The organism is Pandoraea anhela (genome assembly GCF_902459655.1).
Lineage (GTDB): Bacteria > Pseudomonadota > Gammaproteobacteria > Burkholderiales > Burkholderiaceae > Pandoraea > Pandoraea anhela.
The window spans coordinates 172,997-190,031 of record NZ_CABPSB010000003.1 but is presented as its reverse complement, the minus strand read 5'-3'; the positions used below and the strand labels follow the sequence as shown (position 1 = coordinate 190,031).

8 protein-coding genes are annotated in these 17,035 nt (G+C 64.5%); 2 read left to right on the top strand and 6 right to left on the bottom strand.

The window, feature by feature from the left end; all coding sequences use genetic code 11:
- Positions 1–107 precede the first annotated feature (107 nt).
- Positions 108–677, top strand: coding sequence for an autoinducer binding domain-containing protein (locus PAN31108_RS26715; RefSeq protein WP_246183809.1), 570 nt, complete (start codon positions 108–110; stop codon positions 675–677).
- A 30-nt stretch (positions 678–707) separates the two neighbouring features.
- Positions 708–989, top strand: a complete 282-nt coding sequence (locus PAN31108_RS26710; protein WP_246183808.1) for a helix-turn-helix domain-containing protein — start codon at positions 708–710, stop codon at positions 987–989.
- Here the strand turns inward: PAN31108_RS26710 and PAN31108_RS06170 are convergent.
- The 6 genes from PAN31108_RS06170 to PAN31108_RS06145 all read right to left on the bottom strand — a co-directional run bounded on the left by PAN31108_RS06170 (position 976) and on the right by PAN31108_RS06145 (position 16,914).
- The gene (locus PAN31108_RS06170) at positions 976–1,758 is read right to left on the bottom strand and encodes an acyl-homoserine-lactone synthase (RefSeq protein ID WP_150668014.1); all 783 of its coding nucleotides are present in this window, start codon (positions 1,756–1,758) and stop codon (positions 976–978) included. The genes PAN31108_RS26710 and PAN31108_RS06170 overlap by 14 nt on opposite strands.
- Before the next feature lie 125 nt (positions 1,759–1,883).
- The gene (locus PAN31108_RS06165; RefSeq protein WP_150668013.1) at positions 1,884–3,335 is read right to left on the bottom strand and encodes a hypothetical protein; all 1,452 of its coding nucleotides are present in this window, start codon (positions 3,333–3,335) and stop codon (positions 1,884–1,886) included.
- A 109-nt stretch (positions 3,336–3,444) separates the two neighbouring features.
- Positions 3,445–5,064, bottom strand: a complete 1,620-nt coding sequence (locus PAN31108_RS06160; RefSeq protein ID WP_150668012.1) for an immunoglobulin-like domain-containing protein — start codon at positions 5,062–5,064, stop codon at positions 3,445–3,447.
- A gap of 46 nt (positions 5,065–5,110) precedes the next feature.
- The gene (locus PAN31108_RS06155) at positions 5,111–8,278 is read right to left on the bottom strand and encodes an RCC1 domain-containing protein (protein ID WP_150668011.1); all 3,168 of its coding nucleotides are present in this window, start codon (positions 8,276–8,278) and stop codon (positions 5,111–5,113) included.
- Positions 8,279–8,455: 177 nt separating this feature from the next.
- Positions 8,456–11,611, bottom strand: coding sequence for an RCC1 domain-containing protein (locus tag PAN31108_RS06150; protein ID WP_150668010.1), 3,156 nt, complete (start codon positions 11,609–11,611; stop codon positions 8,456–8,458).
- A 137-nt stretch (positions 11,612–11,748) separates the two neighbouring features.
- Positions 11,749–16,914: an RCC1 domain-containing protein gene (locus PAN31108_RS06145; RefSeq protein ID WP_150668009.1), complete on the bottom strand. Its 5,166-nt coding sequence runs from the start codon at positions 16,912–16,914 to the stop codon at positions 11,749–11,751.
- Between the last annotated feature and the right edge of the window lie 121 nt (positions 16,915–17,035).

Genomic DNA, 17,035 nt, shown 5'->3' with positions numbered 1-17,035 from the left:
CCCATCGGTGTAGGGATTTCAGTTGATACATGCGGCCAGAACCGCTCCACACGGATACGTAGCTTTCGATTCAAAGCATCGCAACGGCGGGCGAACCGATTGCAAACGTGAGCAGCACCATCTTTTTTGCATTCCATTTAAAACTCCGACGCGCTATACGACCCAGGGGCCAACACGGTGATATTCACCGTGGAGGCGTCGTACGCGCGCAGGGAGTCGGTGTCGCTAACAAAAATTGTCTGCACAAGCATCAGTTTCATTCCCCTGGAGACATCATGTCTGCCTTGATGCATTTGCTCGAAACGATTCACGACGATTGCAACGGGATTACCGACTCGCAAAAACTTTTCCAACAAATCGATTCGTTTTCCAAACGTATCGGATTCGAATTTTGCAGCTACGGTTTTCGACATCACCGCACCGCCACGCAGTCCGAAGTGCGTGTCTTCGACAGCTATCCGGCGGGCTGGATGGCTCACTACAGTCAAAAGGGATTTCTTGAAATCGATCCGACGGTCGTCGTAGGCGGGCACTCGGAACGTCTGCTGTCTTGGCGCGATCCGTCGTTGCCGCGCGCCGATGAACTCTGGCGCGACGCCGGCGATTTCGGCCTCAATCACGGTGTGGCGAGATCGAGCTGGGGACCGTACGGTGAGTTCGGACTCCTGAGTTTTTGACGATCGTCGGAACACCTCTCGCCGATCGAGTTGAATTCGTTGCAGGTCGGGATGGGTGTGCTGGCAAACTACACCCATGAATCGATGAGCCGCCTGCTGCGCCCGCAACGCCCGCCCTTCGACGTGGCGTCGCTATCGGCACGCGAACGCGAAGTGCTGTTGTGGACCGCCGAAGGGAAAACCGCCGACGAAATCGGCGATATCCTCGGCATCTCCACGCGAACCGTCAACTTTCACATTCGCAATTGTCTCGACAAGACCGGCTGCCGCAACAAAGTGCAGAGCGCCATCCGGCTCGTCATGTGGCGCTAGCGTATAACTGCGTAAGCGTCTTTGCCGGTGGGATGACATCGGATACATCGCCCGACATACGCCAGGGCGATGTAGACGCCACCGGGTCTGCGGCTGCGGGCATGACGCCGAGCAGGCCCAGCGCCCCGAGCGTTACCCGATCGATATCGATGCGATAGGCCGCTACCCACCGACCGTCGATCCGATAAGCGGCACCGAGTTTCTGCGTGGGAACGCCCAGTTGCACGAACAGACGGGCCAGACTGACGAATGTCACGCCGATCAGCCGGTGCGCGCCCAGCGCCTGCGCCGTGAACACGGCCGCACGCAACAGTTCGCGGGCACCCTGCTTGCCGTCGCCCCCCCCACCCGGCATCACCTCGGACTCGGGCCGGTCCCAGGCAAAGCGAGACAACTCCCACACCGGCGTCGTGAACTCACCGTTATCCATCATTGCCGGACTCGCATGAGACGCCGCAGCGACGTGAGTCGCCGCAGGCAGATCGTCGACGAGATGTCGGAAGTGATCTCCCAATAGATACCGGTTCTTTGCGGGCAGCAAACGGGCACATCCTACGATGGCATCTTGCGTCCCCCGGATCGTGATGTAGATGGTCTCATCATGATCGTACTCATCGGTTTCTTCCCCTTCGTTCGGCGTGGGACACGACGACGAAGCGTTGACTTGCCAGCCCAGTTTTTCGATAAAAACCCGGTGGCGAAAGCGCGCAATTTCCGCACGCGTACAGGGCATCAATTGGTCGCCCCGCAGGACATCGACTCGCATCATTCACCTCTCATTTCATAGTGGTGAAGTCAGGTTATCGACGCGTATGCCCTGCGGAAACTGTCAACGTTGACAGGTAGACGTGTTGTATACCGAATTAATTTTTCTTTCGAAAATCGCTCATTTCTCTAGTCGCTATCGCCGCCTGTCGGCACCGCCAGCAACGCACCGGGTCGCATCGCCCCGGTCTGGTCGTCGGGTGAGTAAGTGAAGATCGAACCCGGCGGGTTGGAGAACCTCACGCGCACGATCGGCATGAAGCGTCCTGTCGTCGACATGTAGTCTTGCTGGATGAACTGCGCGCCCGGTCGCTGAGCGTCACCGGGATAGAAGAACGCTTGCAGGGGGAGCTGCTCGGGAATGTTCTGCGGCCACGCGCCGATGATGATTTCGTTGTGCCCCGAAAATAACTGCCTTCGCAGATCGGCAAATACGGCGAACTGCGCAGCGCTGGGGCCCAGCCCGCAGGCGATGTTCGAGTTGGAGTTGTACCGCGCCCGCCACTGAGCCGCCGTGGTAATGCCCAACGCGTCGCACAGGCGCATTTCGCCACCGACATTGCAACTGTTGGCGCGGGCCGAGGTGCCTGCGTTCTGCGGAAACGCACAACGCCACCGGAGCTTGTATGCACTCGGGTAGTTCAATTCGTGCATGATCACGCCGGCATTGCCGATGACCACCGACGACATATCCGACCGCACATAGGAGAACGACACCCCATCGCGCAACACCGAATTCGGGCTGGGATTCCACGAACGGAACGTGCCGCCGAAGCCGGTGGCGCGAATCAGCACGCCGGCACAGTCATAGCCCGCACTCCCGCCATCACACGTCATACGCGTATCGGCGTATCGCGCTTCCAGATTTCTCACGACGGCATACCCCCAATCCAGTTGGTCGCGCTCGTCGAAACCCAACGCGACACCGGCTGCGGCATTCGCCAGAAATGCCCTGAGCACCGGAACCCATTGCCGCGTCGAATCGTAATATTGCTTCTGGTAATTCAGCGCCTGCGCCAGTTGGCCTCCGCGTCCGGCATCGTAGTAAATCGCCTGCACAGCAAGCGACGCGGGGGAATTCGCGTCCCACGGACTCACGCCGACCGTATTGCCGCCTTCCGGGCATGGGGCTAATCCCTGATCCTGCGCAAGCGATCCGCAAACGAGTTGGTACCCCTGGTTGTTGCCTGCCGCCGTCGGTCTGTCGGCCAGCACGAAGCCCACCGACGCCGGTGGATTGACGGCCGACAGATCCGCACGCGCATAGCTGAGTTCCGCGCGCCCCGCGGCGATTTCCGCCGGACTGATGCGCCAGAACCGGTCGCCGGCCGCGCCGGCAGGCGCCGTACGCAGAAGAACGCCGGAACACTCCTGCACGGGCGAGCGAACGAAGCATTTCGCCGGCGTGTTGGCGTAACGCTGATTGATGAGGTAGGCGACATCGGCACCGTTGAGGCGGGGATTCTGCCCCCCGTCGATGGCCGTGATTGCGCCGTCCTGTGCGCGCGCGACACCCGACGTCGCCAGCAAGCCGGTCGTGCATGCGACGACGAGCGCGATGCGCCAGAGAACCTTGTTCATGATGTACTCCCTGCCGGCGAGCGGGCGAGCGACGCCCCGTGAGCGCGCCCGCAGGCGCCGCTCACGTCACCCACCGCGTGGCACGCCGATGGCTTCGAGATGGATGGGATCAGGGTGCGATGCCCAGCACCTGGAGGAAGTCCGACTGATTGCGCCCGGTCGCATTGCCCTGCTCGGACGCGCCGTTCAGGTCATACGCGAAGCTGGTGCCTGCACCGAGTTCGGTGGCTGTCCAGAACCGGTAACTCAGCCATCCCGAGTAGCTCGCCACCGGCCCGCTGCTCGGGTAGTAGCTGCGCCAGAACGCCTTGAATTCGTCCACTGTCGGCACCCGTACGCCCGCCGCTGCCGCCGCCGTGCGCGCGCCCGCCCAGTTGGCCGACGGGCTGACGAAGAAGATCTGCCGGATGCCGCTCACGTTGAGCGTGTAGCTGCGTGTCTGGTTCGTGGCGTCCGTGGCGGTAATCGTTGCTCTGCCGTTACCCGTGAGCAATACCCGCCCCGTCGCCTGCACGGTCGCCACGGATGTGTCGCTGCTCGAATAGCGGTACGGCGCGGTACCGAAGGATGCCTCGCGCAGGAAGGTTCCGTATTCGGGGACATCCCTCGGCGGCTTTTCCGCCACGATGTACTGCTTGTCGGCCAGATCGAGCGTCACCGTGCCTTCGAACGGCTTGCCGATCGACAGCGACAGAACTTGAGACGTCGTCGGCAAGCCACCGCCGCGCGTGACGGTGTACGACAGTTTCGCCGTCTTGTCGACATTCTGATCGACGTGCGCACGCGGCACCTGGAAGACGTAATCGACCTGTGGCACGGCGCCTGCGGTCTGTGTGCCGGAAAACGGGGCCGGCACACCGCTGTCGTTCGCCCACGTGAAGGTGATGACGTCGCCCTGCGCAATGCCCTGAAACGGTTTGACGACGACCTCCACCGTGGGGGTCGTCACCACAAGCGGATCGAGCGAATTGCCCTGCGCGAGCGGCACGACGACAGGCGGCAATGCGCCGACGGCCTGAAGGATGCGTACCTTCATTTCTCGGGAGAGGAGCGGATCTCCCCCTCGCGACGGGATCACGGTTGTGCGCAGGGAGACCTCGCGACCGGAGAACTTCGCGAGATCTTCGCGCTTGATCGTGAAGACCACCGGCTGACCGACATCGGTCGTATTGGAGAGCGACTTGCCGTCTTCCCATTCATTGCCGTTGATGCCGACGAAGACCGCGTCGTAGCGCGCCATGCCGCCGTAGACCGGCACGGTGAGCGTCACGCCTTCGGGGGGAATGCCGTCGAGATTGAGCACACCGTTGACCACACCGCTCATTTGCGGCGGCAACACGGCGCCCGGGACAGGCGCTTGCTCGCCAACTTCCAATATCAGCCGTATAGACTCTTCCCGTGTGCCGGTTTGGTGCTGCACGCTGTACCAGACGGTGACGGTTGCGCCGTCGTTGGCGGCGATGGCCGGCGCGTCGATGTTGAAGCGAATCTGACGCGCCACGCTCGTCGTCGTCACGCGAATGCTGTCGGTCACGGTGCCCGCGCCCGCTCTGCCGTCCCAGCGCAACGTCACCACGTCGTTGGCCGTCTTGCCGGCGTAGACCGGCACCACGACGGTCGTCATCGACAGCGTGGGATCGAGCTTGTTACCGCTCGCATCGGACACCGTCGGTGCGGCCAAGGTCGCCAGGGTCCCTACGCTGTCGGTTTCCAAAACGTTCAGATCCATGATCGTGCTCCGTAGTCTCTAAGACCTGCCTGAAATCTGCCTGGGATCACACCGGGGTGAGCGCCCACAACCGACCGCGCACTTCTGCCGACGCTTTGTAGTGCAACCCGGCATCCAGACGGTCCCGCACGCTGGCGCTGTCGCCGCCGCTCACGGGAACGCCCCACGTCACCACGCCACCGCCAGCCTTGATGGCGACAAAAGCCTCCGTGTTGGCATACAGCGCACAGATGTCGACCAACTGGGATTTCACCGCGGAGATGTCGCCACCGACCTGTTGGTTGCCCCACACCACGACAGTGCCGTCGCGGCGCAGCGCAGCGAACGCGCCGCTCGTACCGCAGACATGAACGATGTCGCGCAGCGCCGCCACGTCGGCCGGCACCGTACCGCCCTCGCCGGTGTTCCCCCACGCCACGACCTGTCCGGTCGAGCAGCGGGCGCACATCGCCCCCCAGGTGGTCACGACTTCCTCGATATTTTTCAGGCTGGCGATTGCCGTCGGGACGGTCGCGCCGTGTGTGATCGAGCCCCACGCCACCACCTGCTTGCCCGTGGTGATCGCCGAGAACGCCCGCGCGCTGGCGCCGGACAGAAACGCGATATCGGTGCGCACGGCGAGGATCGCCGGCAACGTGCCGCCATCGGCGCCGTTGCCCCACGTCACCAGCGACTTGTTGGCGCGCAGCGCAACGAACGCCGAACTATTGCCACGAACTTCGACGAAGTCCTTGTACACGTTGTAGGCAACCGGAAAACCCCCGCCATTCGCCTGCGCGCCCCATGCCACCATCGAACCGTCGGCGCGCAGCCCCGCGAAGGCGCCCTCGGTCGAGGCCAGCGCGCGAAGATCGGTGAGCGACGCGATGGCCGCAGGCAGCGAGCCGCCCGCCGTCGGATTGCCCCAGGCGCGGACCGATCCGTCCGCGCGCAACACGGCGAAGCTGGACGCACTGCCCGTCAGACGAACGGCGTCGATCACGGAAAGCCCCGACGGCAACTTGCCTCCCCCCGCCTCAAGTCCCCACATGTCGATACGACCGTTGGCGCGGCGCAGCGCCAGGGCGTACGAGGTCGCTCCGACCTCGACGACGTCGTCGTAACTCCGGATCCTGGGGGGCAAATCCCCGCCGTACTGCGGCTGCCCCCAGCCCACGACGCCGCCATCGCGGCATGTCGCGATGATCGATGCATAGCCGGGCACGATCCTGCCCAAACCGTCGCTGGCGATATTCACCGGACTGAGCGTTACGCTGTCGTCGAGCGCGCGTACCTTGAGCGGCACCCACGGGCGGGTGTCACGAAAGCTCGCCCCTTTGCGCCACGTCGACTCGTCCTCGTAGCGCCATTCCGCTTGCACCGACGCCTGCGTGTCCCGATGCCATGCACTCAGATGCTCCGGCACCGACGACGCGCGGTACTGGCCGCTGTTGGCCCGCGCGCCCATCACCCGCAACAAGCCGCTGAGCGGCGCGGACACCACGTCGTACACCGCTGCGGGACCGTCCTCGGGCGGCGCACCGTTCTGCCGCTCGATGGTGTAGCGCAATGCCACCGTGCGATCCACGTTCGCGACCAGCGCAGCCTCAGGCACGACGATCTCGAACTCGCTGCCCACCTGTTCCGGCGAGACGGTCGCCGTCGAGTTGTACTCGCCGCCGCCCCCTTGTCCCTGCAAGGTGACGACGACCTTGTCGCCGCCACGCAGCTTCGCCGATATCGGGATATGCACGTGTGCGCCGCCGGCACAATCCTCGGGATTGATCGTATCGCCGACGGCTTCGTCGATCATCGCCGATGGCGAGCGCACCTGGCGCACGAGCAAGGTCTGCGACTTGCTCTGGACGATGGTTGTGCCCTCGCGCACGACTTCGTAGGCGATCGTGACCGCCTGCTCGGTGTCGCGCATCACCAGCGCAAAGGGCACATGAAAGCTCACCGGCTGACCGACATCGGTCGGCTTGAGCCCATAAGGCTCGCTCGTGTAATCGCCCGTGTTGTCCTCGTTGTCCCAGGTCATGCGGATGACGTCGCCTTCCTGCATTCCCTGGTACGGCGGCATGATGACCTCCACCCCGGCGACCGGATCCACGTCGCGCACATCCAGTCGCCCACCACTCGACGCCGGCACCGAAGGCGACTCGCACGTGACAGGCCCTCGTTTGACGAGCAGCTTGAGTAACTTCGAGCGAAGCCACGTACCATCCGGCATCTGCTTCTCGTAGTAAAGCGTGACCGTCTTGTCGAGATACGGCGTGATCTGTGCCGCCGGGATCGACACGTCGAACGGCACGCTCAGGTCGCCTGCGGGCGCCTGCGCAAGCGCGGCGAAACCGCTCGGCGGGCCGCCGGCCCACACGACCCGCACCTGATCCCCACTCCTGATGCCGGTGTACGGCCCGATCAGCGCCGTCGCGCCACCTGAGGTCAGGTCCACGTTCAGTACGCCCTGCACCGCCTGCGCCACGGCCGGCGTCTCCAGCAATCCCTCGCCGGATACATCGCCGACCTGCACCTGGAAAACGTCGGAAGAGAATTTCTGCGCGCCGCGCACCACGCTGTAGCTCACCGGCATCCAGAGATTGACGAAGGGCGTGAGCGCCTCGGGCGGCACGGCGAACGTCAGAGCCTCCGCCGTGTGCACCTCGATGGTGTCGGTATGGTGATTCGCCTCGCCCGGCCTGCCCACGCTCAGGCTCACGACATCGCCCGGCGCCATGCTGTCGTACCTCGGCACGCGCACGTGCACCCCCAGCGCGGCAGACTCCGGCGCCAGGTAGTCGCCCATGGCTTCATCCACCGACGGCGCCGCAAGCTTGTCCACGGGCACCGCCTTGACGCCGATGAAGAGCCGCAGCGGCGCCGAGTCGACCGGCCCGCTCTCATCTTCGGGTTCGACCGTGTAATCGACCGTCACGGTCGTGCCAAGCGCCGCCGCCACCAACGCTTTGGAGATTCGCAGCGTGGTCGGCTTGCCCATCGTATTGGTACTGACATCGGCGTCTGCCGTGGCCTCATGCGGGCCGCCCGAATCGAAGCGCAGCAAAATGTGGTCGCCATCCTTCATGCCAACGTACGCAGGCACGATAAAACTCGCCCCGCGAGCGCCCAGTTTGTCAGGATCCAGCGCACCGTCGACCACCGTATCGCCACTGCGTGGTGCGGTCAGCGCACCCATTGAGAAACCACCCGGAAACGCATCTAGTTCGGCCATGAGAACCTCCTCGCGTTTGCTCGCTCTGCCCCGTGCTCAGTGACCCGCTCAACGACCTGCACGGTCACCCGCTCACTCACCGTCTTGCACACCGAAGTGCGGGCTTGCGCGTTGGCGTCCCCACCAAACGCCAACGCGCCCGCACGCCCCTCTGACGAGGGACGCCGCGTGGTAACGTCAGGCGTACAGCCCCGACAACACGCGACCACGCGACTCCGACGTCGCCCGATACGTGAGGTTCGTATCGAGAAGCGCTTTCACGCTGGTACTGTCCCCTCCGCTGGCCGGCACCCCCCACGTGACCACACCGCCGGTGCGCTTGACGGCGACGAACACTTCCGAGTTCGCATGGAGCGCCGCGATGTCGACCAACTGCCCTTTGACCGACGTGATGTCGCCGCCGACCTGCGCATCGCCCCACGCCACGACGGTGCCGTCCTTGCGGAGCGCGGCGAAAGCCGCGCCCGTCCCGCACACGTGCACGATGTCGTCGAGCATGGCGATGGGGGCCGGCACCGCGCCCCCCTGATTCGCGTTACCCCAGGCCACCACGTGCCCGTTGCCTCGCAACCCGCAGAAGGCGCCCCAGGTGGCGACGATTTCGAGGAGATCGGACATATCGGAAATCTCCTGCGGCACGGTGCCGCCATGGGTTGCCAGTCCCCATGCCAGTACCTGATTGCCCAACGTGCGCACCGCGAAAGCGCGCGCGCTGGCACTCGCCAGTTCCATGATGTCGCCGCGCGAGGCAATGGCGCTCGGCACCACGCCGCCGTCGGCCCCCCATGCCACCACGGTGTGGTTCTTGCGCAAGGCTGCGAAAGCCGTGTAGTTGCCCCGAACGTCGACGATGTCGATGAGGTCCCCGATGTCCTTGGGTACCGCACCAGCCGTCGTTGCCGTGCCCCACGCCACCACCTGGCCGGTCTTGCGCAGCGCGGCGAATGCGTGACCGGAAGCCCAGACAGACTTGATATCGTTGAGCGTCGCAATCGGCGCCGGCACCGGCACGCCGGCCGTCGGGGTCGGTCCCCACGTCATGACCTGACCGTTCGCGCGCAGCACCGCGAAGTTCCAGCCGTTGCCGACGATACGAACGGCATCGGTCACGTTGAGGTTCTCGGGCAATACGCCTCCGGTCCCCGAACTGCCCCATGCGGTAATGCGACCGTTCGCCCGGCGCAAGGCATAGGCAGCGCTCGTCGAACTCGTCTCGACGACGTCGTCGATCGTGAGCAACGTCGAGGGCACCACACCGCCCGAACCGGAAGCGCCAAACCCCGCCACGCTGCCCCGGTTGAGCAGCGCGATCAGCGAAGACGTACCACGCGTGGTCGTATCGGGGCCGTTACCGGCGATGTTCACCGGGTTGAAGGTCGCGCTATCGTCCTGCGTGCGCACCTTGAGGGGCATCCACGGACGCGTGTCCTTGAAGCGATGTCCGAGTACCCAGTCCGTCTCGTCCTCGTAACGCCACTGCGCCTTGATCGGCTCACCCGATACCAGATGGAACACACTCAGGTACTGCGGCACCGACGAAGAGCGGTAGATCGCACTGTTGTTGCGCGCGCCGAACACGCGCAGCATGCCGCTCGACGGCACGGCGATCACGTCGAAGATCGAAGGCGGCGCCGTTTCGTCAGGGGTGCCGTTCGCGCGCGTGATCGTGTAGCCGACCGACGCCGAGTGATTCACACCAGCCTTGAGCGTCGCCTGCGGCACCACGATCTCCAGCGCGCCGCCAGCCTGTTCCGGCGAAACGGTCACGGTCGTCGTGTAGTTGCCTGCCCCGCCCTCGCCCTCCCAGTGGAATGTCACTTTGTCGTTCGCCCGGAACTTGGCGCTGGACGGCAACTGCACATGCGCCCCCGTGCGGCAGTCGTCCGGGTTGATTTCGTCTTCCTTCGCTTCGGTGATCGTCACCGCGGTCGGCAGCACCTGACGCACCAGCAGCTTTTGCTCCCCGCTCTTGACGATCGTGGCCCCGCCGCGCTGCACTTCGTAGCTCGTCACGACGGACTTCTCGCCGCCGCGCGTCGCGAGCAGATACGGCACCTGAAAGCTCAGCGGATTGGGGACGTCCGCAGGTTTGACCAGATAGGCCGGGCTGGTGTAATCGCCGGTGTCGTCTTCGTTGTCCCACTTCAGGACGATGGTGTCGCCTGCACGCATGCCGGCGTACGGCGGCACGATGACCTCCGCACCCTTGAGCGGATCGAGATCGCGCGTATCGAGCTGTCCGGCGCTCGACAAGGGCACCGACGGCGGATCGGCGGTTGCCGATGCCTGACTGACCTGCACCTTGAGCGACTGGGATTTCTGCCACGAGCCGTCCGGCATTTCCTTCTCGTAATACAGGTCGGTCGTCGAGTCGGTGAATGCCGCGATCTTGTCGGCCGGAATCCGCACCGGGAACGGCTCGGTCAAATACCGCGACGAGATCTGCTCCGTGGTCTCGAAGCCCTTGGGCGGCCCGCCGCCCCAGACCACGTGCACGTAATCGCCGCTCTCCAGCCCGGTGTACGGGCCGATCAGCGCGGTCGTGGCCGCGCCGAGCAGCGTCGGATTGAGCACCCCACCGATCGCGTCGGCCATCGCCGGCATTTCCAGCAGCCCTTCTTCCTGTGCGTCGCCGATGCGCATCTTGAACGTCTCGGACGAGAACGTCTGAGCGCCACGCACCACGTTGTAGCTCACCGGCATCGTCTTGTCGTCGAACGACGCAAGGGCTTCCGGCGGGATGGAGAACGTCACCGCACGCACGGCACGCACCTTGATCGAGTCCTGGTAGAAACCGGCATCGCCTGACTTGCCGACGGCCAGATTCACCATGTCGCCAATCGCCATGCCGTCGTAAATCGGAATACGGGCGCGCACGCCGAAGTCGACGAATTCGCTCTCGAGATGATCGCCGACAGCCTCATCGACCGTGGGGGCCTTGAGTTTGGTCTCCTTTTTCACGCCGATGTAGAGCGACAGCGGTGGCGACGTGACCGGCGCACTCCCATCGCCGGGATTGACCGTGTAGGTCACTTTGACAGTCTTGTCGAGGTAGGCGGACAGGTTAGCCTTGGTCACCCATATCGGGAGGGGCTTGCCCGCCGTGTTGGTCGACACGTCGGCGTCGCCCATCAACGTGTTGCCGGATCCGTCATCGAAGAAGAATTCCACGTAATCGTCTGCGGCCATGCCCGGATAAACGGGAATCGTGAAACTCGCGCCTCGGGTCCCCAGCTTGGCGGGATCGATGGCGCCATTCGCCGCGTCGTTAGCCTGCGGGGCGACCAGATTGCCGATCGCCAGCCCGCCTAATCCAATGTCTTGCTCAGCCATGAGAGCCTCCAATTCGTTTGATTGCGCATTTCGCCAACGGCTGTCGCGTCGTTACGCGTAAGGTTGGCGTCACGCCCTCCGGCGCGGGAGGTGGCGCTGTGCATCGAGCGCCACCTCAAGCGCCGTCCAGGCGTCTCTTACGCCGCGTTCACGATCACCCCTCCCGCCGATGCCTGATAGCGCACACCGTTCTCGAGCGCTGCCCGCACCGAACTGCTGTCGCCGCCGCCGGCCGCCACGCCCCAAGTCACCACGCCGCCGTTGCGCTTGATCGCCACGAACGACTCGGTACTGGAGTACAGCGCAACGATATCGACGAGCAACGGCGCAATCGCCGTGATGTTCGTGTGGGCCGGATTGCCCCACACCACCACCGTGCCGTCGCGCGTCAGGGCGGCGAAAGCGCCGCTGGTGCCGCAAACGTGCACGATGTTGCGCATCAGGCCGATGTTCGCCGGCATCGAATTGCCGCGGTTCGGATCTCCCCAGCAAGCAACCGCACCGTTGCTGCGCAGTACGCAGTACGCGCCCCACGTCGCGACGACTTGCACGATGTCGATGAAACCGTTGATTGGACTCGGCACCACGTCGCCGTACCCGGGGCGGCCCCACGCCAGCACCTGTCCGCCTTCCGTGCGAACCGCGAACGAGCGCGCCGTGGCAGACGACAGTTCGATGATGTCGCGACGCGAAGCGACAGCCCCGGGCACCAGGCCGCCGTCGGTCTGGTCGCCCCAGCCGATCACGGACTTGTTGTCGAGCAAGGCGATGAACGACGTGTAGTTGCCCCGCACATCGCGCACATTGGAGAGCCCCGTAATGCCCTGATTGGGATTCCCCCCCGAAGCCCCATCGCCCCACGCGACCACCTGCCCGGCGCGCCGCAACGCACAGAATGCCTTGCCCGAGGAGGCCACCTTCACGACATCGGTAAGCGCATCCGCCCCGTTGGCGAGCGTGCCGCCCCACTGGCTAAACCCCCATGACGTGAGATAACCCCCGCCGCGCACGGCCACGAAGGCGCCGCTGTTGCCGTGGATGCGCACGGCATCGGTAATGCCACGACTGGCTTGCGGAATCGAGCCGCCATACGTCGTATTGCCGAATGTCGCCACCTGTCCCTGCTCGTAGCGCAGCGCGAAGGCGCTCGACGTCGAAGACACCTCGCGGACGTTGTCGATCGTCAGGATGGCCGTGTTGTTGCTCAGATCGTTCCCGCCCGCTCTCGCCCCCCAAACCGCGACGTTGTTGCGAGGCGAGAGGATCGCCACCAGCGCAGCGGTCCCGGTTGCCGAGACGCTGTCCGATCCCGAACCGACCACATTGACCGGATTGATCGTGATCTGATTCGTCTTCGAGCGCACCTTGAGCGGGACCCATGGACGCGTGTCCTTGAAGGTCACGCCAGTGACCCAGGTCACTTCGTCGTCGTAGCGCCACTCCGCGAGCAGATCGCCGCGCGGGGCCACCGCGGAAATCGAACGCAGATACTGAGATGCGCCCGATCCCCGATAGCTGTTGCTGTTGTAGCGCGCCCCCATGACGAGCAGATCGCCACTGCCCAGCTCGCGCCGGATGTCGTAGATGTTGTTGCCCGAACGCTCGATGGCGCCGCCCGCCGCCCGTGTGACCGAGTACGCCAACGTGACGGTGTTGCCGTTGTTGGCGTCGACAGCCGACTTGGGCATCGTCATCGTGATCGCGCCGCCCGCTTCGGCAGCGGAGACGGTGTGCGTGGTCGACCCCGTCCCGGCGCCGACGGTGCCGGTCCAGTTCAGCGTGATCTGGTCGTTCGCGCGGAACAGCCCCGACGCGGCAAGCGTCACCGTGGCGCCTGTCGACGGCACGCGGTCCGGATCGAGCAGTTGCCCGTTCGCCAGCGTGAAGACCGGCAGCGGCAACGCCGACTGACGAATCGCGAAGGTCAGTACCTCGCCCGTGGCAATTTCCGTGGCGCCGCGCATCACCTGGAACCAGACTTCGACCGTCCCATCGACGCCGGCCAGCACATTGGCAATCGGAACGGTAAACGGGATCGGCGTCTGTGCACTGCCGACCAGTTCGCTATGCGTGAAACTGCCGCCTGGCTTGCTGCTATCCCAGTGCAGCACGATCAAGTCTCCCAGACGCATGCTTGCGTGCCGATCGACCAGCACCTGCGCACCCGACGGCACCTGACGCGGATCGAGAACCCCCGCCGAGACCGCCGGCACGCGCGGCGCGGGAAGCGTGAGTGAAGCGCGCTCGATCTTGACCGTGTACTCCTCCGACTCGCGCAGCGGCGGCGTGCCGCTATCGACGGTGTACTTGAGCACCACCTCCCGACCTTCGAACGCCGTGATGTTCGCAAGTGGAATATCGCGCTCGATGGGTCTGCCGACCACGGTGGACGACACATCGATCGTCCATTCGAGGCCACCGCTGCCAACGCCGCCGCCCCAGGTCATGGTAATGAAATCGCCCAGCTGCATGCCCGGATACACGTTGATGCGCGCCGTCACTTTCGTACCGATGGTCGCCGGATCGATCACACCGTTCGGCGCCTCGGGAATCGTCGGCGCCGGCAGCGGTTCCGTCGCACTGGCGCCGATCCGGAGGTTGAGCGTCTCGGATCGGAATGTCACCCCTGCGCGCACGACTTCGTAGCGAACCGGCACTGTCTTGCCGATCCACGGTGCGACATCTTCCGGTTCGACGAGGAAGCGGTAATCGCGCTGCGTACTGACGGTGATGCTGTCGATGTAATATCCCGGGTCGCCAGGCGCGCCCCAATGCAAGACGAGCCGGTCGTTGCGCTCCATCTGCGTGCTGCGCAGAATGCGTGTCGTCACGCCCCCTGCGGCCACCACCGGATCGAGAGAATCGCCGTCCGCTTCATCCACCCTCGGCGCCGGCCACTTGACTTCCGTGGCGATGTTCAATACCAGGTTTGCCGAGTCGCGCAGCTTTCCCCCCGGGCTCAACACCGAGTAGTTCACGACGACGGGACCACCGAGATACTGCTGCACCTTGCTCTTCGGCACGAGAATCGTCAGTTCATGGCCGACTAGGTTTTTCGTCACGTCGATAGTGCCGATCAGTTCGGGCCCGACCGCCGATCCGAATCGCACGTAGACAAGATCGCCACTGATCATGCCGTCGTAAATCGGGATGCGGATGGTCGCCCCTTGCGGCGGCACGCTATCCGGATCGAGCGTAATGCCCCCGCTTGCCTGATCGACCGAAGGCGCAGCGAGTCTTTCCGCCAGCGGCGGCGTAACCCGGAACTGATTGATCGCGGAGTTCTGCGCGACTTCGCTGCCCGCGCGCGTGACTCGATACGACACCGACACGCTCTCCCGGCCGTTGGCATTCGCGTCGACCACCGTACGCGGTACGGCAAACACATAGGGCCGAGTGACCTGCGTGCGATCGAGTATCACGGAGCCGCTGGTCGTGCCCGCGGGCGATACGCCCGTCCAGAACCATTCGAGCTTGTCGCCTGCGGCCATCAGTTCCCACATGGGAACCGTGACCTGCACCCCGGCCCCGGGCGTATTCGGCGGTATCAACTCGCCGTTGACCACGCCCCCCACGTCGGGCCGTTCCAGCGCAATCGTGCCGAGGACGTCGAGCACCAGACGTTCCGAATTCCGGGGTCTGTCGGCACCGTGCGTGACGAAGTAGGACACGCGCACATTACCGCCGGCCAGTCCGTCGACCGCCGACTTCGGCACACCGAACACCATGATCTGGTTCACGTCGTTCGGGCCAACGATCTTTGTCTCACTGTGAGACAGCGTCAGACCGCTCGATCGCGTGCCCTCCCAGATCATCGTCACCTGGTCGGTCAGCGCCATGCCGGGCCACGACGGCACGATGACCGTTGCGCCATTCGTCACCTTCGCCGGATCCAGCGTCGCACCGTCCGCTTCCATGACCGACGGTGCCGGAAGAATGACCGCCCGCCCCGTAATCGTCAGCGACAGGCGCTGCGAACGCGCTTTCTCCTGTCCGGCTGCGCTCCTCACGACGTAATACACCGAAGCGATCCCCGGCACGACATTGCCGATCACGTTGTTCGGTATATTCGCGAAGATAAACGATCCGGCCGACTGGACCGGAATATCGACGAAGTACGCCACTTCGAAACCACCCCGGGACATGCCGTCGAAGTGCACCCGCACGATATCGCCGACCACCATCGGCGGATTCTGGAACGTCACGATGACGTCGGCCGCAGCGCCTTGAAGCCCGGTGAAATTCAGTTGATCGCCGCTCGCCTGGAGCACGCCCGGTTTCAGGAGCGTCGCGCCGGACGCTTCGACATTGACGAACGCGGCCGGCGAGTTGTAGGACCACTCGCGCACGACATCGTCGATGTCGTACGTGACCATGATTTTCTCGCCGTCGCCTGCGGCCAGAATGATCCGCTCGGGAACGGTCACGGCGACGGGTTTGCCGACTTCCTCGGCGGTCAGCGGCGGGTGATAGACCGCCTGCGTGCCCCAGCGCACGCGCAACTTGTCGCCCACGTGCATGTTCAGCCATTCCGGCACATGAACAATGGCGCCCAGCGCCGCCTCGGAAGGACCGATCACGATCGACGGCACGAGCGGCGGCGCCAGTCGCTCGTTGGTCTCGGGGGTGAGCACCGGGTCCGGGTCGATGCCGCCAGGCACCGTCGTCTTCACGACCACCATCAACTTGGGCGATGCCGCTACTTCGTTGTTGATGCTCGACGTGAAGGTGTACCAAACGGGAATCAGCCCGTCGCCCTGACGCTCCACCCACAGAGAATCGACCGGAATCGTCAGCGGGTTGAACAGGTCCTTGGGCTCAATCGTGTACGTTTGCGCCGCCGTCTTATCGTCTTTCCAGTAAAGCAATACGGTATCGCCGGGGACGTACTCCAGATTCGGCGGAACGATGACGATGACCTTGCCGTCGGGTTTGCTGATGTCGCGATAACCGACGCCGCCGTACGCTTCGGCCACCGGCACACGCGGTGCGATCAGGCCGGCGAGCGCGCCGGTCTCATCGGTAATGTCGAGCGAGACGGCTGCGATGTCCGTCGCCGGGGCGGCGGAGAGCGTCGCCGGCGCTGCCGCGAATGTCATCGGCACCGCGGGGAAGTCCGTCTCGGTGTGGGAGAGGTCGGCCGGTGCGTCGTCGAGAGCCGCTGGCGCATTGGTCAGGTCGGTCGGCGCTTCGGCGGGTTCCACCGGAGCGTCGGTGATATCCGCCCGGGCTTGCGTGTTCGCGAATGAGGCGGTCTCGCCATCACCGGCATCTTCCGGTGCGGCCGCTAGGGGTTCGTCCATGAGCATGAGATATCTCCGCAAGAACGTGTGACCAGAGGAAAAATGCTGCGTGTCTCGCGCAGCGCATCCCGCTTTCGGGAACTCCATCAGGCCACGGCGAACGATGCCCGCCAACTGTCAA